Origin of the sequence: Pseudomonas marincola (assembly GCF_900682675.2) — a bacterium.
Lineage (GTDB): Bacteria > Pseudomonadota > Gammaproteobacteria > Pseudomonadales > Pseudomonadaceae > Aquipseudomonas > Aquipseudomonas marincola.
Window position 1 is genome coordinate 2,157,855 of the sequence record NZ_LR215729.2, and the last position, 23,613, is coordinate 2,181,467.

At 56.0% G+C, this 23,613-nt stretch carries 24 protein-coding genes; 15 read left to right on the plus strand and 9 right to left on the minus strand.

The window, feature by feature from the left end; translation table 11 throughout:
* Positions 1-6 precede the first annotated feature (6 nt).
* The gene (locus tag PMYSY11_RS10130) at positions 7-1,491 is read left to right on the plus strand and encodes an MltF family protein (RefSeq protein ID WP_150549082.1); all 1,485 of its coding nucleotides are present in this window, start codon (positions 7-9) and stop codon (positions 1,489-1,491) included.
* A gap of 22 nt (positions 1,492-1,513) precedes the next feature.
* Here PMYSY11_RS10130 and PMYSY11_RS10135 read toward each other — a convergent pair whose 3' ends face one another.
* The 3 genes from PMYSY11_RS10135 to PMYSY11_RS10145 form a co-directional block, all read right to left on the minus strand.
* The gene (locus PMYSY11_RS10135) at positions 1,514-2,713 is read right to left on the minus strand and encodes a benzoate/H(+) symporter BenE family transporter (RefSeq protein ID WP_150549083.1); all 1,200 of its coding nucleotides are present in this window, start codon (positions 2,711-2,713) and stop codon (positions 1,514-1,516) included.
* Positions 2,713-3,327: a LysE family translocator gene (locus tag PMYSY11_RS10140; RefSeq protein WP_150549084.1), complete on the minus strand. Its 615-nt coding sequence runs from the start codon at positions 3,325-3,327 to the stop codon at positions 2,713-2,715. Before PMYSY11_RS10140 ends, PMYSY11_RS10135 begins: the two co-directional genes overlap by 1 nt.
* A 121-nt stretch (positions 3,328-3,448) precedes the next feature.
* Entirely contained in the window at positions 3,449-3,883 is a 435-nt protein-coding gene (locus PMYSY11_RS10145; RefSeq protein ID WP_069899821.1) for a MarR family winged helix-turn-helix transcriptional regulator, read from the minus strand.
* Positions 3,884-3,965: 82 nt separating this feature from the next.
* Between PMYSY11_RS10145 and PMYSY11_RS10150 the strand changes: the two genes are divergently transcribed.
* The 4 genes from PMYSY11_RS10150 (at position 3,966) to PMYSY11_RS10165 (ending at position 6,825) form a co-directional block, all read left to right on the plus strand.
* Complete coding sequence (locus PMYSY11_RS10150) at positions 3,966-5,132, plus strand: aminotransferase-like domain-containing protein (RefSeq protein WP_069899820.1); 1,167 nt, start codon at positions 3,966-3,968, stop codon at positions 5,130-5,132.
* 95 nt (positions 5,133-5,227) lie between these two features.
* Positions 5,228-5,830 carry a glutathione S-transferase family protein gene (locus PMYSY11_RS10155; protein WP_150549085.1) on the plus strand — a complete coding sequence of 201 codons (603 nt, stop codon included), beginning with the start codon at positions 5,228-5,230 and terminating at the stop codon, positions 5,828-5,830.
* Between the two features lie 114 nt (positions 5,831-5,944).
* A complete protein-coding gene (locus PMYSY11_RS10160) occupies positions 5,945-6,250 on the plus strand; it encodes a hypothetical protein (RefSeq protein WP_150549086.1) in 306 nt (101 codons plus the stop codon).
* A 47-nt stretch (positions 6,251-6,297) separates the two neighbouring features.
* Positions 6,298-6,825 (plus strand): cupredoxin domain-containing protein, encoded by a 528-nt coding sequence (locus PMYSY11_RS10165; RefSeq protein WP_239655570.1) that lies wholly within the window; start codon positions 6,298-6,300, stop codon positions 6,823-6,825.
* A gap of 104 nt (positions 6,826-6,929) precedes the next feature.
* Here the strand turns inward: PMYSY11_RS10165 and PMYSY11_RS10170 are convergent, their stop codons facing one another.
* On the minus strand, positions 6,930-7,298 hold the full coding sequence (locus tag PMYSY11_RS10170) for a glutaredoxin domain-containing protein (RefSeq protein WP_069899818.1): 369 nt from the start codon (positions 7,296-7,298) through the stop codon (positions 6,930-6,932).
* Between the two features lie 188 nt (positions 7,299-7,486).
* Between PMYSY11_RS10170 and PMYSY11_RS10175 the strand changes: the two genes are divergently transcribed.
* Positions 7,487-7,723 carry a DUF3820 family protein gene (locus PMYSY11_RS10175; protein ID WP_150549087.1) on the plus strand — a complete coding sequence of 79 codons (237 nt, stop codon included), beginning with the start codon at positions 7,487-7,489 and terminating at the stop codon, positions 7,721-7,723.
* A gap of 22 nt (positions 7,724-7,745) precedes the next feature.
* On the opposite strand, the gene PMYSY11_RS10180 is transcribed toward PMYSY11_RS10175, so the two are convergent.
* Entirely contained in the window at positions 7,746-8,045 is a 300-nt protein-coding gene (locus PMYSY11_RS10180; RefSeq protein WP_069899816.1) for a PilZ domain-containing protein, read from the minus strand.
* 228 nt (positions 8,046-8,273) lie between these two features.
* Here PMYSY11_RS10180 and rssB point away from each other — a divergent pair, with 228 nt between their 5' ends.
* Together rssB and rssC are read left to right on the plus strand one after the other, a co-directional pair.
* On the plus strand, positions 8,274-9,458 hold the full coding sequence (rssB, locus tag PMYSY11_RS10185) for a two-component system response regulator RssB (RefSeq protein ID WP_090511321.1): 1,185 nt from the start codon (positions 8,274-8,276) through the stop codon (positions 9,456-9,458).
* Positions 9,459-9,466: 8 nt separating this feature from the next.
* Entirely contained in the window at positions 9,467-9,949 is a 483-nt protein-coding gene (gene rssC, locus PMYSY11_RS10190; RefSeq protein ID WP_090511776.1) for an anti-sigma factor antagonist RssC, read from the plus strand.
* Positions 9,950-9,996: 47 nt separating this feature from the next.
* On the opposite strand, the gene tal is transcribed toward rssC, so the two are convergent.
* Positions 9,997-10,917: a transaldolase gene (gene tal, locus PMYSY11_RS10195; protein WP_150549088.1), complete on the minus strand. Its 921-nt coding sequence runs from the start codon at positions 10,915-10,917 to the stop codon at positions 9,997-9,999.
* A 54-nt stretch (positions 10,918-10,971) separates the two neighbouring features.
* The gene (dusA, locus tag PMYSY11_RS10200; RefSeq protein ID WP_150549089.1) at positions 10,972-11,985 is read right to left on the minus strand and encodes a tRNA dihydrouridine(20/20a) synthase DusA; all 1,014 of its coding nucleotides are present in this window, start codon (positions 11,983-11,985) and stop codon (positions 10,972-10,974) included.
* Positions 11,986-12,642: 657 nt separating this feature from the next.
* Between dusA and PMYSY11_RS10205 the strand changes: the two genes are divergently transcribed.
* The 6 genes from PMYSY11_RS10205 (at position 12,643) to PMYSY11_RS10230 (ending at position 20,697) form a co-directional block, all read left to right on the plus strand.
* Positions 12,643-13,455 carry a formate/nitrite transporter family protein gene (locus PMYSY11_RS10205; RefSeq protein ID WP_090511339.1) on the plus strand — a complete coding sequence of 271 codons (813 nt, stop codon included), beginning with the start codon at positions 12,643-12,645 and terminating at the stop codon, positions 13,453-13,455.
* 49 nt (positions 13,456-13,504) lie between these two features.
* Positions 13,505-15,232 carry a bifunctional protein-serine/threonine kinase/phosphatase gene (locus PMYSY11_RS10210; protein ID WP_150549090.1) on the plus strand — a complete coding sequence of 576 codons (1,728 nt, stop codon included), beginning with the start codon at positions 13,505-13,507 and terminating at the stop codon, positions 15,230-15,232.
* A gap of 382 nt (positions 15,233-15,614) precedes the next feature.
* Positions 15,615-18,176 carry a nitrite reductase large subunit NirB gene (gene nirB, locus PMYSY11_RS10215; RefSeq protein WP_150549091.1) on the plus strand — a complete coding sequence of 854 codons (2,562 nt, stop codon included), beginning with the start codon at positions 15,615-15,617 and terminating at the stop codon, positions 18,174-18,176.
* On the plus strand, positions 18,176-18,568 hold the full coding sequence (gene nirD / locus PMYSY11_RS10220) for a nitrite reductase small subunit NirD (protein ID WP_069899808.1): 393 nt from the start codon (positions 18,176-18,178) through the stop codon (positions 18,566-18,568). The genes nirB and nirD overlap by 1 nt, the downstream gene beginning before the upstream one ends.
* 276 nt (positions 18,569-18,844) lie before the next feature.
* On the plus strand, positions 18,845-20,053 hold the full coding sequence (gene zigA / locus PMYSY11_RS10225) for a zinc metallochaperone GTPase ZigA (RefSeq protein ID WP_150549092.1): 1,209 nt from the start codon (positions 18,845-18,847) through the stop codon (positions 20,051-20,053).
* On the plus strand, positions 20,053-20,697 hold the full coding sequence (locus PMYSY11_RS10230; RefSeq protein WP_150549093.1) for a DUF1826 domain-containing protein: 645 nt from the start codon (positions 20,053-20,055) through the stop codon (positions 20,695-20,697). The genes zigA and PMYSY11_RS10230 overlap by 1 nt, the downstream gene beginning before the upstream one ends.
* 113 nt (positions 20,698-20,810) lie before the next feature.
* On the opposite strand, the gene PMYSY11_RS10235 is transcribed toward PMYSY11_RS10230, so the two are convergent.
* Complete coding sequence (locus PMYSY11_RS10235) at positions 20,811-21,359, minus strand: cysteine hydrolase family protein (RefSeq protein WP_150549094.1); 549 nt, start codon at positions 21,357-21,359, stop codon at positions 20,811-20,813.
* Positions 21,360-21,470: 111 nt separating this feature from the next.
* Between PMYSY11_RS10235 and PMYSY11_RS10240 the strand changes: the two genes are divergently transcribed.
* On the plus strand, positions 21,471-22,442 hold the full coding sequence (locus PMYSY11_RS10240; RefSeq protein ID WP_338051127.1) for a GlxA family transcriptional regulator: 972 nt from the start codon (positions 21,471-21,473) through the stop codon (positions 22,440-22,442).
* Positions 22,443-22,459: 17 nt separating this feature from the next.
* Here PMYSY11_RS10240 and PMYSY11_RS10245 read toward each other — a convergent pair whose 3' ends face one another.
* Positions 22,460-23,146 carry a GntR family transcriptional regulator gene (locus tag PMYSY11_RS10245; RefSeq protein ID WP_090511494.1) on the minus strand — a complete coding sequence of 229 codons (687 nt, stop codon included), beginning with the start codon at positions 23,144-23,146 and terminating at the stop codon, positions 22,460-22,462.
* Positions 23,147-23,613 lie beyond the last annotated feature (467 nt).

The window sequence follows — 23,613 nt, forward strand, 5'->3', positions numbered from 1 at the left end:
ACGAGCATGCAAATCAAGCGCCTTGCGTTGTGGGCAGTGGGCATCGTTTTTTGCGTTACATTCGCTGTTGGCGTGGCGCTCTCAACGACTGAGGGTGATGAGTTGAGTGTGGCCGAAGAGGCCGAAGTCGATGCCTTGGTGCTGCCTTTGCCCAAGCTCTGGACGGGTGATTTTGCCGGCATGCAAAAACGCCATATGGTCCGGGTGCTGGTGCCCTACAGCAAGAGCTTTTACAGCGTCGATCGCGGCCAGCAAGCCGGTATCAGCTACGACCTCAGCGTAGCGCTGGCGGCCTGGTTGAATAAAAATCATGCTGATCCCAAAGCTGCTGTGCGCTGGCAGGTGATGCTGATTCCGGTGGCGCGTGATGAACTGATCAGCCAATTACTCAAAGGGCAGGGCGACATTGCTGCTGGTGGTTTGGTCATCACCGACAAGCGCTCTGCACAAGTCGCCTTCACCGCGCCGTTTACAGTCAGCGTTGGCGAGCTCTGGGTCAGTGCGCCAGGCACTGAACCGGTAACCGGAGTGGCGCAACTGGCGGGGCGTCAAGTGATGGTGCGCCGCTCCAGCAGTTATTTCGAGCACCTTACCGAACTCAATAAAACCTTTCAGGCGCAAGGGCTCAAGCCGATTGATATTCAGTTGGTCGATGAGAATCTGGAAACCGAAGACCTGCTGGAAATGGTCAACGTCGGGGTTATTCCGGCGACGGTGGCCGACCACTATATCGCCGAAGCATGGTCTGGGCTGTATCCGGACATGCAGATCAACGAGGCGGTAAAAGTGCATGAGGGTTCTGCTTTTGCCTGGGCGATTCGCCCGGACAATCCGCAGCTTAAAAAGCAATTAGACAAGTTTGTAGAGGCGCACAAAGTCGGCACCTTGTTCGGTAACAGCCTGCGCAAAGATTACCTTGAGCAGACCTCTATCGTGGACCCGACTTCTGCACGCGAGTTGGCCAAGTTCATGTCGCTGGTCAAGATATTCAAGAAGCATGCGCAAACCTACGATTTCGATTACCTGATGCTCATGGCGCAGGGATATCAGGAATCGCGGTTGGATCAGCAGGCGCGCAGCCCGAACGGGGCAGTCGGGGTCATGCAGATCCTGCCAAGCACGGCGGCAGACCCGCAAGTTGGCATCAAGAATGTCGCCAAGAGTGCGGACAATAACGTGGAGGCGGGCGCTAAGTATTTACGTTTACTGGAACAGAAGTACCTCGATGAGCCCGGAATCTCACCGACCAACAAGGTGCTGATGGCCTTCGCTGCATACAACGCGGGGCCAACCAACTTACGCAAATTTCGCCGGCTCGCGGAAAAGTCCGGGCTTGACCGTGATGTCTGGTTTGGCAATGTCGAACATGGCGCCGCGCGCATTGTCGGCCGCGAAACTGTGGACTACGTCGGCAATATCTATAAGTACTACGTGGCGTACAAATTGGCGCAGCAGCGCCAGCTTTTGCAAGACGCCACGACCAATCCCTGAACCGGCTTATCCCTGAGCCGGCTTAGGCGGCGTCTTTCTTGCCGGCGTTGAGAATCACCAGCGTCAGCAGGCCCGCGACAATCCCCCAGAATGCTGAACCTACCGAGAATAGCGTCATCCCCGAAGCCGTCACCAGAAAGGTGATCAGCGCCGCTTCACGCTCTTTGGGCACGCTCATGGCCTGGGTCAGGCCGCCGATGATCGAGGCGAACAGCGCCAGCGCGGCAATCGACAGGATCAAGGCTTTCGGCAGTGCTGCAAACAGCGCCGCCATGGTTGCGCCAAAGATGCCGGCAATGCCATAAAACACTCCGCACCAGACGGCAGCTGTGTAGCGTTTGTTCGGGTCTTCATGGGCTTCCGGGCCCGCGCAAATCGCGGCGCTGATGGCGGCCATGTGAATACCGTGCGAGCCGAACGGTGCCAGCAAAATCGAGAAAATCCCGGTGGTGTTGAGCAGTGGCGAAGCCGGCACCTGATAACCGTTAGCGCGCAAGACCGCCATGCCAGGAAGGTTCTGCGAAGTCATGGCCACGATGAACAACGGGATGCCGATGCTGATGGTCGCGGCCAGCGAGAAGCTCGGCGTAGTCCAGACCGGTGTCGCCAATTCCAGATGAAAATTCTCGAAGTTGAGCAGACCGAAAATACCTGCCAGCACGCAGCCGACAACCAGTGCCGCCAGCACCGCATAACGAGGCATCAGGCGTTTGCCGAGCAGATAGGCGAGCAACATGCTCACCACCAGAACCGGTTGCTGATCGGCGGCGACACAAATTTCGAGGCCGATCTTGAACAGCACGCCCGCCAACAGCGCCGCCGCGATAGAGGCCGGTATGTGGCGCATGAAACGGTCGAAGCTGCCCGTCATGCCGCATATCACGATCAAGCCTGAACAGATGATGTACGCGCCAATTGCCTCGCTATACGGCACGCCCGGCAGGCTGCTGATGAGCAGCGCGGCACCTGGTGTCGACCACGCGATCATCACGGGCGCCCGATAACGCAAAGACAAGCCGATGCAGGTGATGGCCATGCCAATTGACAGTGCCCAGATCCATGAGGAGATCTGACCATTGCTCAAACCGGCGGCCTGGCCTGCCTGAAACATCAGTACCAGGGAGCTGGTGTAGCCGGTGAGCATTGCGATGAAGCCTGCCACTACGGCAGAGGCAGAACTGTCAGCGAGTGGTCGCAGCGGGGTTTGTGCAGCTTCAGCCATCAAATTGTTCCTTTCACATCAACCAGAATCGGGTAGAGCGATGCCACCAGCAGCAACGCCATGCCGATATTGAAAACCCGCAAAATCCGCGGATTGCTCAGCCACTTGCGCAACATGCTGCCGGCAACAGTCCAGATGGCCACGCTTGGGCAGTTTACCAGCGCAAACAGGCCGGCAATCAGCAGCACATTGAACAGAAAGTTCTCATGCGGGGTGTAAGTGGTAATCGCGCCAATGGCCATGACCCAGGCCTTGGGATTTACCCACTGAAACGCCGCCGCCTGCAAGAAGGTAAAGGGTTTTGCATTGGCAGTGACATCACTGCTCGGAGCGCCCGAGCCTGAGATTTTCCAGGCCAGATACAAAAGATAGGCGGCGCCGAGATAACGCAGCACTGCATATAAGGGCGGGAATTGAGTGAACAGTTCGCCAAGCCCAAGGCCGACGGCGATCACCAGCACCATAAAACCGAGGCTGATCCCCAGCATGTGCGGCACGCTGCGACGCAGGCCGAAGTTCACGCCCGAGGTCAGCAGCATCATGTTGTTGGGGCCGGGCGTCACAGAAGTAACGAAGGCGAACGCGATAAAGGCGACGAGTAATTCAGCGGTCATGATGATGGCCTCGGGAGACGAATACAGAGCCTAAGCGCTGTTTGAGCCTTCGTCGCCGTACAGCCATGGAGCAAATCAACCGATACAGTTTCAGCTTTATTGCTGTAAAACCAAAGCTGTTCTAGCGGCTTTTACCCAGTGCTAGATTCACTTGTATCCAGCTTTGCGCGGCGGCTTCACCTGTTTCGCCAAAAGCCTTCTGCAGCAGCCGGGTCTGTTCGCGGCGCAGGGCTTTTTCTAGTTTTGCGCCTTCAGCGGTGAAGTCGAGCAAACGCTTACGCTTGTCGTCGTTGGCGGTGACGCTTTGCACCAGATGCATTTCCAGCAATTGGCGCAGCGGAGTACTCAGTGCCTGCTTGCTGACGCCCAGATAGCCGAGCAATTCTTTAACGCTCAAGCCGGGATGGCGGGCGATGAAAAACAGGATGCGATGATGCACGCGTGACAGCCCACGGCGCGCCAGCATTTCATCGGCTTTGGCGGTGAACGCCTGATAACCAAAGAAAAATGCTTCCATCGCAGCTTGCTGAGCGGTCGGATTTTTAAGGTCAAGCATATTGACGTATCTACTCAAGTCAGCGTAGTTTCAGTCAAGCAGTTTGACCTATTTCCCCCGACTCGTGCTACTGGTGATATGAATGGCTTTCTCTGAACGTGTTGCTCGCCTCAAAAGCTCCCTGATCCGCGAAATTCTGGCGGCAGCGCAGCGCCCGGAAGTCATGTCATTTGCTGGCGGCTTGCCGGCAGAACCCATGTTGCCGAAAGTCGAGTGGGCCGACATGCCCACCAGCATGGGCCAGTACGGCATGAGCGAAGGCGAGCCGGCACTGCGTGAAGTGATCGCCGCCGAGGCTCGTGCACTGGGCGTTCCGTGCGATGCCAGCCAGGTTTTGATCGTCAGCGGCTCACAGCAGACCCTCGATCTGGCCAGCAAACTGTTCATTGATCCGGGCACCGAAGTGTTGGTTGAAGCGCCGACCTATCTGGCCGCTTTGCAGGCATTCCAGCTGTTCGGCGCAGATTGCATTGCCGTGCCGCAAGAGTCGGATGGCCCGATGCTCGACGCCTTGCGCCAGCGTCTAGAGGCGCACAAGCCGGCATTCGCCTACCTGATTCCTACTTTCCAGAACCCATCCGCGGTGCGTTACAGCGAAGCCAAGCGTGATGCTGTGGCGGCGTTGCTCGATGAGTTCGGCGTGACCTTGATTGAAGATGAGCCGTACCGTGATCTGGTATTTGATGCGGGCAGCGCAACACCGATCGTCAGCCGCCTGAAAAAAGCCAGCTGGATCTACACTGGCACTGTGTCGAAAACCTTATTGCCCGGTTTGCGTGTGGGCTACCTGATTGCTACACCGGATCTGTATCCCTACTTGCTGCGCCTGAAACAGTCGGCAGACCTGCACACTAACCGTGTAGGTCAGTGGCAGGCGCTGCAGTGGCTGGGAAGCCAGCAGCATCGCGATCATCTGGCGCAATTACGCGACTTCTATCGTCAGCGTCGTGATGCGATGCAGGCGTGCCTTGAAGAGCATTTCGCTGATCTGGCTGACTGGCAAGTGCCGCAAGGCGGGTTGTTCTTCTGGCTGACACTCAAGCAACCACTTGATACCCGTACATTGCTGGCACCGGCGTTGGCGCAGAATGTTGCGTTCATGCCGGGCGAACCGTTCTTTATTGATCCCGAGCAGAATCCGGGTCATCTACGCTTGAACTTCAGCCACGTGGCGCCAGAGCGCCTGGGTGAAGGTCTAAAGCGTCTTGCACAGGTAATCCGTGAAGCGCAGGCCAGTCTGGCAGCGTGAGGCGGGCGGGGCGGGCTGTGATGCCGGCCCCGGGTTTGCATGATAGGGAGCGTCAGGGCTGATTTCTCAGTGCTGCACAGTAGAGGAGGCTGGTTATGTTGAAGGTTTACGGTGATCTGCGTTCGGGCAACTGCTACAAGGTCAAGCTGATGCTGCACCTGCTGGGCTTGCCATACGAGTGGATCGCAATCGATATTCTCAAGGGCGAGACCCAGGGCGAAGCGTTTCTGGCCAAGAACCCAAACGGCAAGATTCCGGTGCTTGAGCTTGAAGATGGCACCTGCTTGTGGGAATCCAACGCGATTCTGAATTACCTCGCCGATGGCACCGGGTTCTTGCCCGTCGAGCCGCGCCTGCGCACTCAGGTGCTGCAGTGGCAGTTCTTCGAGCAATATAGCCACGAGCCGAATGTGGCAGTCGCGCGCTTTATCCAGCTTTATCAAGGCATGCCTGCCGAGCGCATGGATGAATATCAGCGCTGCCAGAAGCTTGGCTACAAGGCGCTGCGGGTGATGGAAAAGCAATTGCAGCAAACCGAATATCTGGTGGGCTCGCAATACTCCATCGCCGATATCGCGCTGTATGCCTACACCCATGTGGCCGATGAAGGCGGCTTTGATCTGGTCGAGTTTCCGGCGATCCGTGGTTGGCTCGAGCGCGTTGCCAGCCATCCCAAACATGTCACTATGTTCGGCTGATAGTCTCAGCGCTAGCTGCGCAACACGGGATGACAAAATGCCTCGGACAAGTCATCCCGTGTGGGCACTAAATAGCGGATAATGCCGCGCTTAAACTTCTTCGCCAGAGCGCCAATGTCGAGCTTTGTTCGTTTCGTACTGCTGGTTGTATTTGCCCTTTGCCTGCCGGTAATGAGCAATGCTGCGAGTACGAATGACCACTGCCAGAGCTTGTCGCCGTTTGCCAGTTCAGCGGCTGAACATTGCCCTGACTCATCACTTACACCGTGCAGCCATTGTCAGGTGTGCACCGGTACATTGCTGCAAAGCGCATCGCTGACACGGGTGGCGCCGTTGCAGGCAGCCAAACCCGTCGTCATACCCGACAGCTTGTTCAGTCAACATATTCCAGAGATTGCCTTACCGCCTCCGCGCGGCTGATCAACTCCCGCCTGTGCCGAGTTTTTATCAGTTATTGAGGATTGAATATGTTTACCAGCATGACTTTTTCCATGGTTGCAGTCGCGACTGCAATCAGCATGGCCAGCTCCGCAATGGCCGCCCAAGGTCACGACGACTCCCACGCGATGCATCACGATATGCAAGGTGAGCACACTCAGGTGAACCAGCAAAAGCCCTGGGGTATTGCCGGCAATGAAGCGCTGGTCACGCGCACTGTCGAGCTGCGCATGAATGATCAGATGATGTTTGTGCCCGCCAAGTTCGACGTGCAAGAGGGTGAAACCATCCGCGTGGTGCTGCATAACGACGGCAAGGTCGTGCACGAATATGTACTGGGCACGCAGGCCGAACTGGATGCCCATGCGGCCATGATGGCCAGCAATGTGCAAATGGAGCATCACCAGCCGTACATGGTGCATGTAGCGCCGGGTGAGACTGGAGAGATGATCTGGAACTTCAACCGCACTGGGGTATTTGATTTTGCTTGCCTGATAGCCGGGCATTATCAGGCTGGCATGGTCGGCAAGGTCAACGTGGTTGCTGCGTCCCAGTAGCGTTCAGGCAAATCTGCGTTCACTAAAAAGGGCCGCTGCGGTAAAACGCAGTGGCCCTTTTTATTGCGCTAACTGGCGAGCTGAGTCGCCACGAGGCTTATTGATCAGGCAGCAAAGCGCTCTTCAAGGTAGGCATTGATGGCTTTTGATTCGTACAGCCATTTGCTCTCGCCATTCTCTTCAATGCGCAGGCACGGCACCTGAATCTTGCCGCCTTGTTCCAGCAGCGCCTGACGGTCTTGCTCGTTGTTTTTGGCATCTCGCAGCACAACAGGCACGTTGAGTTTGTGCAGGGTGCGGCGGGTTTTAACGCAGAAAGGGCAAGCCTTGAACTGATAAAGGGCAAGATTGGCAGCGCTTTGCTCGACAGCAGCCTGAGCTTGCGGGGTGCGTTTCATCTTGCGCGGACGGGTAATAAAGTCGAGAAAGATGATGATTTGGCCGAGGCCATTTCTGAGGGCTTTGATAAGCATTGCCGTTTAAAACCTGCGTTGAGTCAAACAAGGTGCGCAGCTTACCGGAGTTTTAGTGGCTTGGCCTGCGCAACTTTACGAGCGGCAAGCTCTGTATGCATGAGGTCCGCCAGGCCAGCCTTTGGCTTGCGAGCGTGGCTGCGCGGGCTTAACCTTCGCAGCCAAGCCCAAATCTTCAAAGTGTGCCCATGAAACCTGAAGACCTGTTGTTACTGGTGACCCGCGAAATGCCTTATGGCAAGTACAAGGGCCGGTTGTTCGCCGACTTGCCTGGCCATTACCTGAACTGGTTTGCCCGCGAAGGGTTTCCGAAGAACGAGACGGGGCGATTGCTTGAACTAATGCAGGAGATTGATCACAACGGTCTGTCTGGCTTGCTCGATCCCTTGCGTACCGGCCCACGCAAGAACTATCGCCAAAGCTGATTTGTTACGCGTTGTATCGGACTCAGATCATCCGGATGACCGAGACACCGACCAGTCTGGTGCCGGCAGGCAGTTCGTTGACACGCACAACCTCGGCCTCTGCTTGTAAGTCTTCAAAGCTGTCCAGCCCGGAGGCAATGTGCACCAACACGCGGTCGCCCAAGGCTAAAGCGCATTCGGTTTCGAGTTGCATGCCGGAGCTTGAGAGGTCGCGGCAAACGGCCGGGAACTCGTTATCGTTGAACACAAGGGTGGCGTTCGAGTTGAGGCGCATACGCAGGAAATCGCGCTTTTCGGTAAAATTACGTTCATCCTGAGACATAGGGCTATCCTCAAAGATAAGCTCGACTTGTTTGCAGTTGTTATAGCCTCCAGCTATTTGAGGTGTAAAGTCATATTCAGTGGATCTTTTGCGGATCGTCACACCCTTGAATCAGGAATCGGATGGGAGTACCGTCTGCGCCTTAATACGAACTGATAGCTCGCCTGAAAGGGTTGGTGATCAGTGTTTACGCCAACCCATCTCCGGCGTAGTTTGCCTGGATATCCCATGCACAAAACCAGTGCCACGCTGCTGATTATTGATGACGACGAAGTAGTGCGCGCAAGCCTTGCGGCCTACTTGGAAGACAGCGGCTTTAACGTTTTGCAAGCCAGTAACGGTCTACAAGGTCTGGAAGTCTTCCAGCGTGAGAACCCCGATCTGGTGATATGCGATCTACGTATGCCCCAAGTCGATGGACTTGAGCTGATCCGGCGCATCAATGCGCTTGAGGTCGAGGCTCCGGTCATCGTGGTTTCGGGTGCCGGTGTGATGGGCGATGTGGTCGAAGCGCTGCGCCTCGGTGCGGTGGATTACCTGATCAAGCCGTTGGAAGACCTGGCTGTTCTCGAGCACTCGATTCGCCGTGCGCTGGATCGGGTCAATCTGCGCCTGGAAAACAAACGTTACGGCGAGCAACTCGAGGTTGCCAACCGTGAGCTGCAGGCCAGCTTGCACTTGTTGCAGGAAGACCAGAATGCTGGTCGCCAGGTGCAGATGAACATGCTGCCGGAAACACCCTGGCAGGTTGCAGATTTGCAGTTCTCACACAGAATCATCCCGTCGCTGTATCTGTCGGGTGATTTCGTCGACTACTTTCGTGTTGATGAGCACCGTGTGGCATTCTATCTGGCTGACGTGTCTGGCCATGGCGCATCCTCGGCGTTCATCACCGTATTGCTCAAGTTCATGACCACGCGCCTGCTCTTCGAGTCGAAGCGCAATGGCACGTTGCCGAAGTTCAAACCGTCTGAAGTGCTTGGGCACATCAATCGCGGGCTCATCAATTGCAAGCTGGGCAAGCATGTGACCATGCTAGGCGGCGTGATTGATGAACAAACCAATCGCCTGACGTACAGCATTGGCGGGCATTTGCCGCTGCCGGTGATGTACAGCAATGGTGATGCACAATATCTGCAGGGGCGTGGCTTGCCGGTCGGTCTGTTTGATGAGGCCGAATATTCGGATCACGAGATCGAGTTGCCGCAATCGTTCAGCCTGACGCTGTTGTCTGACGGCATTCTCGATTTGTTGCCGGGCGACACTCTGCAGGAAAAAGAAACCCAACTGCCTCAGCTAGTTAGCTCGGCAGGCGGCTCTTTAGAGGGGTTGAGCACAGCTTTGGGGCTGGCCAACCTCGCTGATATGCCGGATGATATCGCATTGATGGTGTTATGCAGGAACCTTGCATGAATCCTGGGATCGGTCCCGGAAGAATCCAATTCGCTGAACTTGACGGCACATTTGTTCTTAAGTTCGTGGGAGAAGTGCGCCTGACGCTCTGTTCCGCGCTGGACTCGACCATTGAAAAAATCTTCACGGCGCTCAATTTTTCCGCGATCGTCATCGATCTGACGGAAACGCGCAGCATCGACAGCACTACCTTGGGCTTGCTGGCGAAGCTGTCGATATTGTCGCGGCAGAAGATCGGCCTGTTGCCCACGGTCGTCACCACGCACGCGGACATCACACGATTGCTGCAATCGATGGGTTTCGATCAGGTGTTCAACATCGTCGACCAACCGGTGCCGTGTCCGCAGGCATTAGACGATTTGCCGTCACAAGATCAGTCGGAAGAAGTGGTGCGGGCTAAAGTGCTGGAAGCGCACCGGATTCTGATGGGCCTTAACGAGTCCAATCGTGAAGCATTCCATGACCTGGTCAATGCGCTTGAGCATTCCTGAGTCTTGAAATTACAGCATGACGGGGCGCTTAGGCGCCCCGTTTGCGTTTAGCTGATCAGCAGTTTCTCGAGCTTTTCCTGATCGCGGGCGAACTGGCGAATGCCTTCGGCAAGCTTTTCAGTTGCCATCGGGTCTTCATTCATTGCCCAACGGAATTGGCTCTGGTTGAGGCTCTGACGGGCTTCGCCTTGCGCATTGACGTCGAGCTTGCGCTCAAGCTTGCCGTTGTCGTCAGCCAGCGATTGCAGCAGTTCAGGGCTGATGGTCAGGCGATCGCAACCGGCCAGTTGCTCGATCTGGCTGAGATTGCGGAAGCTCGCACCCATCACAACAGTCTTGTAGCCGTTGGCTTTGTAGTACTTGTAAATCCGGCTTACCGACTGCACGCCAGGATCTGCCGCGCCGACGTAATCGCAGCCTTCGGCTTTCTTGTACCAGTCGTAAATCCGCCCCACAAAAGGCGAGATTAAAAAGACCCCGGCATCCGCGCACGCTTGCGCCTGAGCAAAGGAGAACAGCAGCGTCAGGTTGGTCTGAATACCATCTTTCTCAAGCTGCTCGGCAGCGCGAATCCCTTCCCACGTCGAAGCGATTTTTATCAGTACGCGCTCGCGACCAATACCGGCCTGCTGATACAGATCAATCAGGCGGTGGGCACGCTCAAGCGTGGCCTCGGTGTCGAAAGACAGGCGCGCATCGACTTCGGTCGAAATACGGCCCGGAATAACCTTGAGAATTTCCTGGCCAACCGCCACACCAAAGCGGTCGCAAGCCATGCCCAGATCACCGTTGCTGGCGCTTACGGCATTCTTGAGCAATTCGCTATAGCGCGGCATGGCGGCAGCTTTAAGCAGCAGGGAAGGGTTGGTGGTCGCGTCTACCGGCTTTAACCGGACAATCGCGTCGAGATCGCCGGTGTCGGCGACCACGGTAGTGAACTGCTTGAGTTGATCCAGCTTGGAAGTCATGACAGTGCCTTGTCGTTGCAGATGCCATGACATTACCCGAGGGCGATTGCCGGCTCAATGTCCTTCGAGCAAAAGAGCCGCCTGATCAAACAGTTCCATGGGATTAGGAGCCTTGTGAATGTCCACCGAAAGCAATTGGCGGAAGCGCCGCGCACCCTTGAAACCTTGCGCCAAACCGAGCATATGACGAGTCACGTGGTGCATGGCCGCGCGCTCTTCCTGCAAATGCTGCTCGATATAGCTGCGCATGCTCAGCATCGCTTCATAGCGGCTGAGCACCGGCTTGTCGCAACCAAACAACTGTTGATCGACCTGCGCCAATAAATAAGGGTTGTGGTAAGCCTCGCGGCCGAGCATCACGCCATCAAAGGTTTCGAGGTGGGTCTTGCAGTCCTCAAGGGTCTTGATGCCGCCATTGAGAATGATCTCAAGGTCCGGGAAGTCCTGCTTGATCTGCGCAGCCACTTCATAACGCAGCGGCGGTACTTCGCGGTTCTCTTTCGGCGACAAACCCGAAAGAATCGCGATACGCGCATGCACAGTGAAACTCTCGCAACCCGCATCGCGTACCGTGCCGACAAAGTCACTCAGCTCTGCATAGCTGTCACGCCCATCAATGCCGATGCGATGCTTGACCGTGACCGGAATGCTCACCGCATCGCGCATCGCCTTCACGCAATCAGCCACTAATGCCGGATGCGCCATCAGGCAGGCGCCGATCATATTATTCTGCACCCGATCGCTCGGGCAGCCAACATTCAGATTCACCTCGTCATAACCCGCCGCCTCGGCAAGCTTGGCGCAGGCTGCCAAATCCGCAGGCGTGCTGCCGCCCAACTGCAATGCCAGCGGATACTCCGCCTCGTCATGGCGTAAAAACCGCGCCGTATCGCCATGCAGCAACGCCCCGGTGGTGACCATTTCGGTATACAGCAGCGCATTGCGCGAAAGCTGGCGCAAGAAGAACCGGCAATGACGGTCTGTCCAGTCCATCATAGGTGCAACGCTGAAGCGGCGGGACAGGGCCGGCGGCGTGGTTACTGGGGTTGAGGCTGATTCTGCGGGCATTTGAGTCGTCTGATTCTGTGGGGTTTTGGTCTGTGTGTGATCGTTTTCTCGTTCCTTGTACGACTTTTTAGCACCGCAACAAGGTCGTGTAGCACGGGTCGGTTTAAGTCACGATCACATCAAGGCTGCGAAAAGGCGGAGATGTTAGATGTACCGCGCAAGTCTGGATAAACAGCACCAGCCAGTATTCTATCAAGAAAGCCAAACCCATGACCGTAAAATCCCGGCACAACAATGGCTCAAGCAACATACGTCAGCGCCAGCCGTCTCAGTCACGGCTCAGGGTGGGGCGTTTCTCCGGTTGTGTGCGCTGTTTTGGTTCCGAATGTCGCGTAAGCCGCTGTGAGTATCACTTAGTCGCTCTCTGCCAACAGCCCGCGAAGTCCCTGCTGGCGCGATGTCCGCGAAGATTCAGGGTGTTTGGCGCGCTACTTGCTAATCATCGGTGACACCTTCGCAATCACGCGAGTGGCAGCCAATGATCAACGGCGATCAGGCAGCTCAAAATAACCACTGCTGATTGCGATAAGTTGGGGCCATTGCGCCCGGTGTAACGCACAACTAACTAGGCAAAGAATTAACAGGCAAAGGCGCCTGGAGCTGAGAGGCTTCAGGCGTTTTTTTTTGCGTTGCGATACTGACACTTGGGGAAAATACATGTCCTATCTAGCTCCTGCTGAGTTCGTCACCAAGATGGTGGATTCCGGCGAATCGAAAATTTTCATGTCCACTCGCGACACCTTGATCCGCGCCTTTATGGCAGGTGCGATCCTGGCGCTGGCTGCCGTGTTTGCGATTACCATCACCGTGCAAACAGGTATGCCGCTGGTGGGCGCTATGTTGTTCCCGGTGGGTTTCGTGATGCTCTATCTGATGGGCTTTGATCTGCTCACCGGAGTGTTTGTATTGACGCCATTGGCATTGCTGGACCGTCGCCCGGGTGTGACGGTGAACGGTGTGCTGCGTAACTGGGGATTGGTATTCCTCGGTAATTTTGGCGGCGCATTGACGGTGGCAGTGATGATGGCTTTCGTCTTCACCTATGGCTTCTCTGCGAGCCCGGGCGTTATCGGTGAGAAGATCTCGCACATCGGTGAGGCGCGTACATTGGGCTATGCCGAGTACGGTCTGGCGGGCTGGATGACGATTTTCTTGCGCGGCATGCTGTGCAACTGGATGGTTTCGATGGGCGTGGTTGGCGCGATGATTTCGACCACTGTCAGCGGTAAAACCATCGCCATGTGGATGCCGATCATGCTGTTTTTCTACATGGGGTTTGAGCACTCAGTAGTGAACATGTTCCTGTTCCCGTCGGCGATGATTATGGGCGGTAATTTCTCGGTCATGGATTACATGCTTTGGAACGAGATCCCGACTGCATTGGGTAATCTGGTGGGCGGTTTAGCCTTCACCGGCCTGACGCTTTACACCACCCATGTGAAGACGGCGCCGAAGCGTACGTTCAGCTAAATGCAATCACGGTCCGGCAGCTAATCTGTCGGGCCGTGTCAGGAGCGACATGGCCAGCCAGCTCAAGGTGACCGTAGGGCAGCACTCCGACAAGGGACGCAAGGCTGCCAATCAGGACTTTCATGGGGTTTATATCCCGCAGGAACCGCAGCTTACGGCCAAAGGTATCGCCATTGCCTTGGCTGATGGCATAAGCAGTAGCGCGGTGAGCCACATTGCCAGTGAGTCGGCGGTGGGCAGTTTTCTTGGCGATTATTTCTGCACCTCTGATGCGTGGTCAGTGAAGAAGTCCGCGCAGCGGGTGTTGATGGCGACCAACTCGTGGTTGTACGCACAAACCCGTCAGAGCCAGTTCCGCTATGACCTCGACCGAGGCTACGTTTGCACGCTCAGCGCGATGGTTATCAAGTCGACGACCGCGCATATTTTCCATGCGGGCGACACGCGAATCTACCGATTACGTGATGGCCGCTTGGAGCAATTGACCGAAGACCATCGGCTTTGGGTATCGCAAGACAAAAGCTATCTAAGCCGTGCGATGGGTATCAATACTCACCTTGAGCTCGATTACCGTACGTTTCAGGTGGAGCAGGGCGACTGCTTTTTGTTTGCCACCGACGGCGTTTACGAATTCGCCAGCGATGCGCGCATGGTTGAGTTGATTACGACGCAGAATACTGACCTCGATGGTGCCGCCCGGGCGATTGTCGAACATGCCTATGCACAAGGCAGTGATGACAATCTCACCGTGCAGATTGTTCGAGTCGACAGCTTGCCGCTGCACGAGGCGAGTGAGTTGCAGCAGCAAGTTGCTGAACTGGCATTCGCCCCGTTGCTGCACCCACGCATGGAGTTTGAAGGCTTTCGGGTAATTCGCGAATTGCACGCCAGCAGCCGCAGCCATCTTTACCTGGCTGACGATATCGACAGCGCCGCGCAGGTGGTACTGAAAATTCCATCGGTTGACCTGCAGCATGATTTACAGCATCTGGAGCGTTTGCTGAGCGAGGAGTGGGTCGCGAGGCGTATCGACAGCCCGCATGTGCTCAAAGCGCCCGTGCCAACCCGTAAACGCAACTTTCTCTACAGCGTCAGTGAATACATTGAGGGGCAGACGTTGCGTCAGTGGATTATCGACCATCCACAAGCGCCGCTGGAGAAAGTACGCAGCATGGCCGAGCAGATTGGCAAAGGCTTGCAGGCATTCCATCGCCTGGAAATGCTCCATCAGGACTTGCGCCCCGACAACATCATGATTGATGCCAGCGGTACGTTGAAACTGATCGATTTTGGTTCTGCGCAGGTCGCCGGGCTGGTTGAAATCACCGCGCCATTTGCGCGCAACCAACTGCTGGGCACCGCGCAATACACCGCACCCGAATATTTTCTGGGTGAGGCGGGCTCGCCACGCTCCGATCAATTCTCGCTGGCGGTCATCATTTACCAAATGCTCAGCGGGCGCTTGCCGTATGGCGCTGAAGTGGCCAAGTGCAAAAGCCGTACAGCGCAGAATCGCCTGGTCTATCAGCCGTTGCGTGACAACGACCGTGAGCTTCCCGTGTGGATTGATGATGTGCTGCGCAAGGCGCTGCAACCCGATCCGTTAAAGCGTTATGCCGCGCTCTCGGAATTTATTTTCGAGCTGCGTCAGCCCAATCAGTCGCTGCTCAAGAAGCACCGCCCACCGTTGCTTGAGCGAAATCCCCTGATGTTCTGGAAGGGACTTTCCGCGATTCTGGGCGCCGTGATTATCTGGCTGTTAAGCACCGGCTCTTAACATCCTTAACACTCGAATGCTCAGCGCTTGGGTTTGGCATCAGCGCGGTGCAATTTTCATTCAAGGTGCACCAATTGAGTTCCAAACCCGTTCTGCGGATGACTGCTGAGTTGGTTATATGCGCAGCGCAGGCGCATAAACCAGCCATTTCAGCTATCTGGCATAGGCCTTGCTAATACTCAATCAGTGCTCTCTCTTTTGAGGGCAGCCCAATCGGTCAATGGCGATCGAGCGTTCTGTAAAGAACAAGGGCACAGACGGTGAACTCGGCATGGCGGCCGCAGTAATACCGCAAACGAACAGGCAATGGCGCCTGGGACCGTGAGGTTCCAGGCGCCTTTTTTTTGCTTTTGAAAATGTGATCAGCTCGAACGGGTGCTCTATGAACTCCACTGTCGCAACCACAAATAATCTGCCAACGCTGATCGTTATCGGCAATGGCATGGTCGGTCACCACTGCGTAGAGCAGCTGATTGAGCGCGGCGCGTTGGCTCAGTACCAGATTCAGGTATTCAGCGAAGAGCCGCTGCGCGCATACGACCGTGTGCACCTCTCCGAGTACTTTGGCGGGCGTGACGCCGAGTCGTTGGCACTCAGCGGCGCTGAACTGTATCAACAGCCGGGCGTTACGTTGCATCTGGGGATTCCCGTGCTGGAGATTGATCGCGAGCGCTGTGAGGTGATCACTGCCCAAGGCTGTTTTAGCTTCGACAAGTTGGTGCTGGCGACAGGCTCTTACCCGTTCGTGCCGCCTATTGAAGGCGCTGAAGGACATTCGCGCTTGGTGTATCGCACACTGGCGGATCTCGACACTATTCGCTTGGCGGCCAAGCAGGCGACTCGTGGGGTAGTGGTCGGTGGCGGATTGCTGGGTTTAGAGGCAGCCAATGCGCTGAAGTCGCTGGGCCTTGAAGCGCACGTTGTCGAGTTCGCGCCACGCTTGATGCCGGTGCAACTGGATGATCACGGCGGCTTAGCACTGAAAGCTCAAATAGAAGCGCTGGGCGTCAGCGTGCATTTGTCGCGGGCTACCCAGTCAATCAGCGCCGGACGCGAATTCCGCTATCGCATGAACTTCAGCGGTGATGAGTTCCTCGAAACCGACCTGATTGTCTTCTCTGCTGGTATTCGTCCGCAGGATGCATTGGCCCGGCAATGCAATCTGGAGCTCGGGCCTCGCGGTGGGGTGGCGATCGACAGCCAGTGCCGCACTAACGATCCGAACATTTATGCCATTGGTGAGTGCGCTGCCTGGAACGGCGGAGTGTTCGGTTTGGTCGCGCCGGGCTACCAAATGGCCCGTGCAGTTGCCGCACAAATATGCGGTGAAGACAGCGAACCATTCATGGGCGCCGATATGTCGACAAAGCTTAAATTGCTTGGCGTCGACGTCGGTTCTATCGGCGATGCACACGGCGCCACTGCCGGTTCACGCAGCTATCGCTTCATCGACGAAGCCACTGCCAGCTATCGCCGCTTAGTGGTTTCGGCTGATGGCAAACATGCCATCGGTGCGGTGCTGGTGGGTGACAACAGCTATTACGACACCCTGTTGCAGTACGTACAAAACGACATCAAATTACCGGCAGATCCGTCTTGCCTGATCTTGCCGCAAGGCGAAGGCGCGCCGGCATTAGGGGCTGATGCACTACCTGCGACGGCGACCATTTGCTCGTGCCATAACGTCAGCAAAGCGGCTGTGTGTGCAGCTATCGATGGCGGTTGCAGCGACCTTGCCGGTCTTAAATCATGCACCAAAGCTGCAACGGGTTGTGGCGGTTGTTCGGCACTGCTCAAGCAGGTCTTTGAACATGAGCTGACTGCGCGCGGCGTGGTGGTCGACAAAAGCTTGTGTGAGCATTTCGCCTATACCCGCCAAGAGCTGTACGCGATTGTTCGGGTCGAGGGCATTGAAAGCTTTGAAGAGCTGCTGGCCAAGCATGGCAAGGGTCATCTCGGTTGCGATATCTGCAAACCCGCGGTGGGCTCAGTGCTGGCATCCTGCTGGAACCGCTCGATTACCGATCCGTCGCTGGTGCCGTTACAAGACACTAACGACACCTTCATGGCCAACATGCAGAAGAACGGCACCTACTCGGTGGTGCCGCGCATTCCAGGGGGTGAAATTACCCCTGATGGGCTCATCGCCATTGGCGCTGTGGCGAAAAAATACGACCTCTACACCAAGATCACTGGCGGCCAGCGTATCGATCTGTTCGGTGCGCAGCTACACGAGCTGCCCGATATCTGGAGTGAGCTGATTGCCGCAGGCTTCGAGACAGGGCACGCCTACGGCAAATCGCTGCGTACGGTGAAATCGTGTGTCGGCAGTAATTGGTGCCGCTACGGCGTGCAAGACAGTGTCGGCATGGCGCTGCGCCTTGAAGATCGCTACAAAGGTTTGCGCTCACCGCACAAGATCAAGTTTGCAGTTTCGGGCTGTACCCGCGAATGCGCGGAAGCGCAAAGCAAAGACGTCGGCGTGATTGCCACTGAGAACGGCTGGAACCTCTACGTCAGTGGTAATGGCGGTATGCGTCCACGGCATGCCGAGCTGTTTGCGACAGATCTGGATGACGCCACGCTCATCCGTTACATCGATCGCTTCTTGATGTTCTACGTGCAGACTGCCGACCGCCTGCAGCGTACCTCGGTGTGGCGCGAGTCGTTGGAGGGCGGGCTGGATTATCTCAAGGCGGTGATTATCGATGACAGCCTGGGGCTTGCGGCTGAACTGGAAGCGCAGATGCAATTAGTCGTCGACCGTTATGAGTGCGAGTGGAAAAACGCCCTCAACGACCCCGAGAAACTCAAACGCTTCCGGACTTTCGTCAACGACAAACGCAGCGATCCGGACATCCACTTCGTTAAAGAACGCCAGCAACGCCGGCCAGTACGCGACGCCGAACTTTCCCTGATCCCGTTATATGAGGAGGTGGTTTGATGAGCCCATCAAGTGCAACCCTGCTTGAGCAACAACAGACCCTGCAATGGCAATCGCTGTGCAGCCGTGCTGATCTGGTCGCCAACTCTGGTGTGGTGGCATGGGTTGATGGCGCCCAAATTGCGCTGATCTACCTGCCCGGCGAGGAGAGCGGTAAACAGCTTTACGCCATTGATAATCGCGACCCCAAGTCAGGCGCTAACGTAATAGGTCGCGGAATCGTCGGCAATTTGGCCGGTGATCTGGTGATCGCGGCGCCGCTCTACAAACAACATTTTCGCTTAGAAGATGGCACGTGCCTGGAATACCCAGAGCAACAACTGCGCACATGGCCGGTGCGGTTGCAGGGCGAGCGTGTAGAAATAGGGGTCAGTGAACAGGGCTCGTTATGAGCTCGCATTGCTGGTCTGAGGGTGATTAGCGAAGACAACAGATTGGGACTGCCGAGATCCCTTCCAAATATAGGCCGATGGTGATGCGTTCATCACCATCGGCCTCAAAATTTTCGTGTTAGGTATCTGCTGTTTTTTTGATTTGCGTATTGTTATGTTATAACGTGATAATACGTTTGGCAGATGAATGTCACGCTCCCATACACCAAGCGCACTTGAACCGCTCGCACAAACACCCACCGATGCAGCAACCCGAATACTGATGGAGTTCAAAACATGAAAAACCGCCTTCCTGTCACCGTGTTGTCCGGCTTTCTTGGGGCAGGAAAAAGCACGTTGCTCAACGCCATTTTGAAGAACCGACAGAATTTGAAGGTGGCGGTAATCGTCAACGATATGAGCGAAATCAATATTGATGGCAGCGAGGTTCAGCGCGATGTCAGCCTCAATCGTGCCGAAGAAAAACTGGTGGAAATGAGTAACGGCTGCATCTGCTGCACCTTGCGTGAAGACCTGTTGGAAGAAGTAGGGCGGCTCGCCCGCGAAGGCCGCTTTGACTACTTGCTGATTGAGTCCACCGGTATTTCTGAGCCGCTTCCTGTGGCGGAAACCTTTACCTTTCGCGGTGAAGACGGCCTGAGTCTGGCTGATCTCGCGCGTCTGGATACCATGGTCACGGTGGTCGACGGGATTAATTTTCTGCGGGACTTTCATGAGGCTGAGAGCCTTGCCAGCCGCGGCGAAACCCTTGGTGATGAGGATGAACGTTCGATCACCGATCTGCTGATCGAGCAGGTCGAGTTTGCCGATGTGCTGTTGGTGAGCAAGGCAGACTTGATCAGCAGTCATGAACGCGATGAGTTGATGGCTATTCTGCGGGGGCTCAATACCCATGCCGAAATTGTGCCGATGGTGATGGGCGCAGTGCCGCTGGAAAAAATCCTCAACACGGGGCGATTTGACTTTGAACGTGCCGCTCAGGCCCCGGGTTGGCTCAAGGAGTTGCGCGGCGAGCACGTGCCGGAAACGCAGGAATATGGCATCGCCTCTGGTGCCTACAGGGCGCGCCGGCCGCTGCATCCCCAGCGCTTTTTCAACTTCATTAACCGTGAATGGACCAATGGCCGCCTGCTTCGCTCCAAGGGTTTTTTCTGGTTGGCGAGCAAGTACCGCGAGGCCGGCAGTTGGTCGCAGGCGGGTGGGTTGATGCGCCACGGTTTTGCTGGGCGCTGGTGGCGCTTTGTGCCGCAAGATCAATGGCCGCAGGATGAGCAAGGCTTACAAATAATTAAGAAGCACTGGCAGGAAGAGGTCGGCGACTGTCGTCAGGAATTGGTCTTTATCGGCCAGAACATCGACTTCACGCGGCTGACTGCAGAACTGGATGCCTGCTTGTTGGATGATCAGGAAATGGCTCTGGGTGCTGCTGCCTGGCAAGCACTGCCAGACCCATTCGGCCCATGGACCGAGCAGGAAGTCGCCTGATGCTGGCTCTGAATATCAAACACGCTGTGCAACAGGTTATCGGCGAGCGTGCAGATGTTTTGGCACAGGTGCTCAGAGAGCAAGTTAACTTGGCCGTTTGGCAACGGCAGTTACCGGTGCACATTACCGATTGCGCAGCAAATGTCGTCGCCCATGATCGAACCTTAGCTGAATCGATCACGCTCGAACTTAGTGATGCAGACGAGCAACCCGACCTTACAGGTTTGCTCGCGCGATATAGTCATTTACCCGGCCATGAGGCTTTGGTTGGTGATGTGCGCTCGCTGATCAGTGCTTTTGTCTGCCTGGTCGACGCAAAGCGCATTGGTGTGCGCATGCGGGTATTGGACAAAGCCATGTGCCCGCGCTTTCACGTCGACCATGTGCCGCTCAGGCTGATTACTTGTTACGCCGGGCTGGGCAGTGAATGGTTGTCAGAGGATGCAATGGACCGCCGATTGCTCGGCCAGCCAGCTGCGGAGCCAGTAGATGACGGGTTGATCAATCGCGCTCAAACGGGCCATGTGTTACTGGCCAAGGGAGAGCGTTGGGTGGGTAATGAGGGGCAGGGTTTGATCCACCGCTCACCGCAGGCTTCTAACGGTGTGCCCCGGCTGTTACTGACGCTGGACTGGCTGGCGTGAGTGACGCTCAGATTGCGCGATGGGCTTACGTCGATAATTAGCCAGTTGGTATGTGAGGTTTGCAGGGGCATTTCAGCGCCCCTGCAAACGGATCATGCAGCGATTGTTAGTGTTCAGCCCTTCAGGTATTCAGCACTGTTAACCACGTTCGCATAGGCGAACGCCAGGCCTGCCATGAACGCGGCGTGCACGTCCGGGGCCGGTACTTTACGGCCTGCAAATTCCAGGTCGAGGGTGGTGCAGGCATCTTCTACAACTGTCACCGGGTAGCCAAAGTCAGCTGCCGCACGCACGGTGGCATCGATGCACATGTGGCTCATTGCGCCGACCACTGTGAGCGTGTCGATGGCGTGCGCCTGCAGGATCGACTTGAGTTCGGTTTCACGAAATGAGTTGGGGAAATTTTTGACAATCACCGGCTCATCATCCTGCGCCGCCATTGCTTCGATGAACTGAACCGCTGGCGTGTTTTTAGTGAACAGCGGGGCATCAGGTTCAGCCGATTCATGCCTGATGTTAATGATCAGATCACCGGCTTTACGCGCCTTGGTTACGACCGCCTGTGCAGTGCTGATGGTTTGCTCGATGCGGTGCAAAGGCAGGTTGCCGGTTGGCAGGTATTCGTTTTGCAGGTCGACGACAATAACTGCGTGCTTGCTCATGCTTCACTCCAGCGATATTGAATGGATGACGGTTCCATTCTCACGGGGATGCGCTAGAGTATCGAGTGGCCATATCGACATAATTCGGGTACAAAACGACACATGACAACCATGCAGCCAATCGAAATCGGTGTAGTTTTATACCCGTCAGCGCAGCAGGCGGCCGTGCTTGGCGTGACTGATTTACTGCTGATGGCAGGAGGAATTGCGACTGAACATGCAGGCCTCGAGCACAATCCCGTACGTGTAACGCACTGGCAGGCTAGCTCTGAGAAAACGCCACCCGTGCGGGTGTTCGACAGCTCGCCAGACTTGCCCTGCGAGCTGGCCGTGGTGATTGTGCCGCCAAAGCTCGGTGATCCGATTGCTCCACACCGCGTTGCTTCGACCGTTACATGGCTGCAAGGCGTGCATGCCAATGGCGGCATCCTGGCCTCTGTTTGTGCAGGTACTTTTGTACTGGCCGAAACCGGGCTGCTTAACCAACGCACGGTTACCGCGCACTGGGCACTAGCCGAGTCGTTCGAGGCGCGTTTTCCGGATATTTGCGTAGACACCGACCAACTATTGATCGATGACGTAGACATCATCACCAGCAGCGGCCTGATGAGCTGGACAGATTTGGGCCTGCGGTTGGTCGAACGTTTTCTCGGGCCGAATGTGATGCTGCAGACCGCGCAAGTGTTGCTGATTGATGTGCCGGGAAGGGAGCAGCGCTACTACAGCATGTTTGCGCCGCGACTGGCGCATGGCGACAGTGCCATCCTTAAAGTCCAGCACTGGCTGCAAACGGTAGAAGGCAAGGATGTGTCGCTTGCCCAGCTGGCATCATTGGCCAACCTCGAAGAGCGCACGTTCTTGCGGCGCTTTCAAAAAGCCACCGGCATGACTTCATCAGAATATTGCCAGCAACTCAGGGTCAGCAAGGCGCGATCAGCGCTACAACTGGGCCACCTGTCGGTGGAGCGCGTGGCCTGGGCCGTTGGCTACTCCGACCCCAGTGCCTTTCGTAAGGTTTTTACGCGCATTGTCGGGCTGTCACCCAGTGAATATCGGAGCCGCTTCAAACCGCAACCGGCTTAGTTAAAGCGGGCTGATCGTCACTGAAACTCGCCATGCTCCAACAGAAAAGCCATGCCGTCGGCGATGTCTTTGCGCAACGCCTCAGCGGCTGCATCACCATCGCCACGGCCGAGTGCTTCGACGATTTCCTCGTGGTAATCGATGTCGAGAATGGCCTCCAGATTGCCCGCGTAACTGCTGCCAAACTGGCGTAGAAACGGGCCGACTTGCAGCCATAATGTCTCGATCAGAAAGATCAACGACTCTGAATGGCAGGCGCGATAGATCATGAATTTGAATTCGTAATTGCGCAGCAGGTAATCGTCGATGTCCTTGTTCTTGGCCGCTTGCGTCAGGGCAGAGGAGGCGTTTTGAATGGCCTTTAGCTCAGCCTTTTTAAACGCATCGGCTGCCGCCCGCGCCGCTGCAACTTCACACACTAATCGCGTGCTCATCAGGTCGGCAAAGCGCTGACGAGTCATGACTGGCAACGTAAGCGAGCCATTGGGTAATTGGTCCAGCGCCTTGAGCGATTGCAGCTTCATCAGCGCGGCGCGAACCGGCATGTCGCTGGTGCCCAACTCATGGGCAATCTTGCGTGAAGTGAGTTTTTGACCGGGCTTGATCTGGCCCGACATCAGCGCATGCGTCAGCCGTTGATAGACGACTTCATGGAGCGGGGCCACTTCAATGGTTTCAAGGCCTATCGGGCTTTTATCTTTCACGTGTTCTCCATGTGAGGACTCTGCGGTGGTGCTCGCCAAACAGTTCTACAAGCTTGTGCGCCTGTGGAATCTTATTCTGCAGCGGCACGTCGGGCCAGAAAAAATTGGCACATTGATGACGCCAAACCCGGCGGTATCACGTCAGAAGGGCGCTTGAACGCCGATTTTTCCGCAAAAGTCAGCCGCAGCAGGGCACAAAAATATATCTATTCGATGGGCTTGCGAAATCTCTCGTTAAGCCTATATCGTGTGATCTGCGATCGCAAAAAATTATGGAATTTATTGCTGTATGCATCCAGCGCAGACATCAGGCGTTACCCAGCGCGATATCGATCAGGCCGTGCAGCTTTATGCCAAGGCGCTGCAGATGGCGATGCCGGAACTGGATGCGTTGTCGGCGGGCTCATAGGCCTGAATCGGCTGCGATCTACGCCGCATAAATGATCAAGAAAAGCCGCTGGCCGGCT

Bases quoted from the DNA above. Each gene is read 5' to 3' on its own strand.
- PMYSY11_RS10130 (WP_150549082.1), top strand. From the start codon at position 7: ATGCAAATCAAGCGCCTTGCGTTGTGGGCAGTGGGCATCGTTTTTTGC.
- PMYSY11_RS10135 (WP_150549083.1), bottom strand. From the start codon at position 2,713: ATGGCTGAAGCTGCACAAACCCCGCTGCGACCACTCGCTGACAGTTCT.
- PMYSY11_RS10140 (WP_150549084.1), bottom strand. From the start codon at position 3,327: ATGACCGCTGAATTACTCGTCGCCTTTATCGCGTTCGCCTTCGTTACT.
- PMYSY11_RS10145 (WP_069899821.1), bottom strand. From the start codon at position 3,883: ATGCTTGACCTTAAAAATCCGACCGCTCAGCAAGCTGCGATGGAAGCA.
- PMYSY11_RS10150 (WP_069899820.1), top strand. From the start codon at position 3,966: ATGGCTTTCTCTGAACGTGTTGCTCGCCTCAAAAGCTCCCTGATCCGC.
- PMYSY11_RS10155 (WP_150549085.1), top strand. From the start codon at position 5,228: ATGTTGAAGGTTTACGGTGATCTGCGTTCGGGCAACTGCTACAAGGTC.
- PMYSY11_RS10160 (WP_150549086.1), top strand. From the start codon at position 5,945: ATGTCGAGCTTTGTTCGTTTCGTACTGCTGGTTGTATTTGCCCTTTGC.
- PMYSY11_RS10165 (WP_239655570.1), top strand. From the start codon at position 6,298: ATGTTTACCAGCATGACTTTTTCCATGGTTGCAGTCGCGACTGCAATC.
- PMYSY11_RS10170 (WP_069899818.1), bottom strand. From the start codon at position 7,298: ATGCTTATCAAAGCCCTCAGAAATGGCCTCGGCCAAATCATCATCTTT.
- PMYSY11_RS10175 (WP_150549087.1), top strand. From the start codon at position 7,487: ATGAAACCTGAAGACCTGTTGTTACTGGTGACCCGCGAAATGCCTTAT.
- PMYSY11_RS10180 (WP_069899816.1), bottom strand. From the start codon at position 8,045: ATGTCTCAGGATGAACGTAATTTTACCGAAAAGCGCGATTTCCTGCGT.
- rssB (WP_090511321.1), top strand. From the start codon at position 8,274: ATGCACAAAACCAGTGCCACGCTGCTGATTATTGATGACGACGAAGTA.
- tal (WP_150549088.1), bottom strand. From the start codon at position 10,917: ATGACTTCCAAGCTGGATCAACTCAAGCAGTTCACTACCGTGGTCGCC.
- dusA (WP_150549089.1), bottom strand. From the start codon at position 11,985: ATGCCCGCAGAATCAGCCTCAACCCCAGTAACCACGCCGCCGGCCCTG.
- PMYSY11_RS10205 (WP_090511339.1), top strand. From the start codon at position 12,643: ATGTCCTATCTAGCTCCTGCTGAGTTCGTCACCAAGATGGTGGATTCC.
- PMYSY11_RS10210 (WP_150549090.1), top strand. From the start codon at position 13,505: ATGGCCAGCCAGCTCAAGGTGACCGTAGGGCAGCACTCCGACAAGGGA.
- nirB (WP_150549091.1), top strand. From the start codon at position 15,615: ATGAACTCCACTGTCGCAACCACAAATAATCTGCCAACGCTGATCGTT.
- nirD (WP_069899808.1), top strand. From the start codon at position 18,176: ATGAGCCCATCAAGTGCAACCCTGCTTGAGCAACAACAGACCCTGCAA.
- zigA (WP_150549092.1), top strand. From the start codon at position 18,845: ATGAAAAACCGCCTTCCTGTCACCGTGTTGTCCGGCTTTCTTGGGGCA.
- PMYSY11_RS10230 (WP_150549093.1), top strand. From the start codon at position 20,053: ATGCTGGCTCTGAATATCAAACACGCTGTGCAACAGGTTATCGGCGAG.
- PMYSY11_RS10235 (WP_150549094.1), bottom strand. From the start codon at position 21,359: ATGAGCAAGCACGCAGTTATTGTCGTCGACCTGCAAAACGAATACCTG.
- PMYSY11_RS10240 (WP_338051127.1), top strand. From the start codon at position 21,471: ATGCAGCCAATCGAAATCGGTGTAGTTTTATACCCGTCAGCGCAGCAG.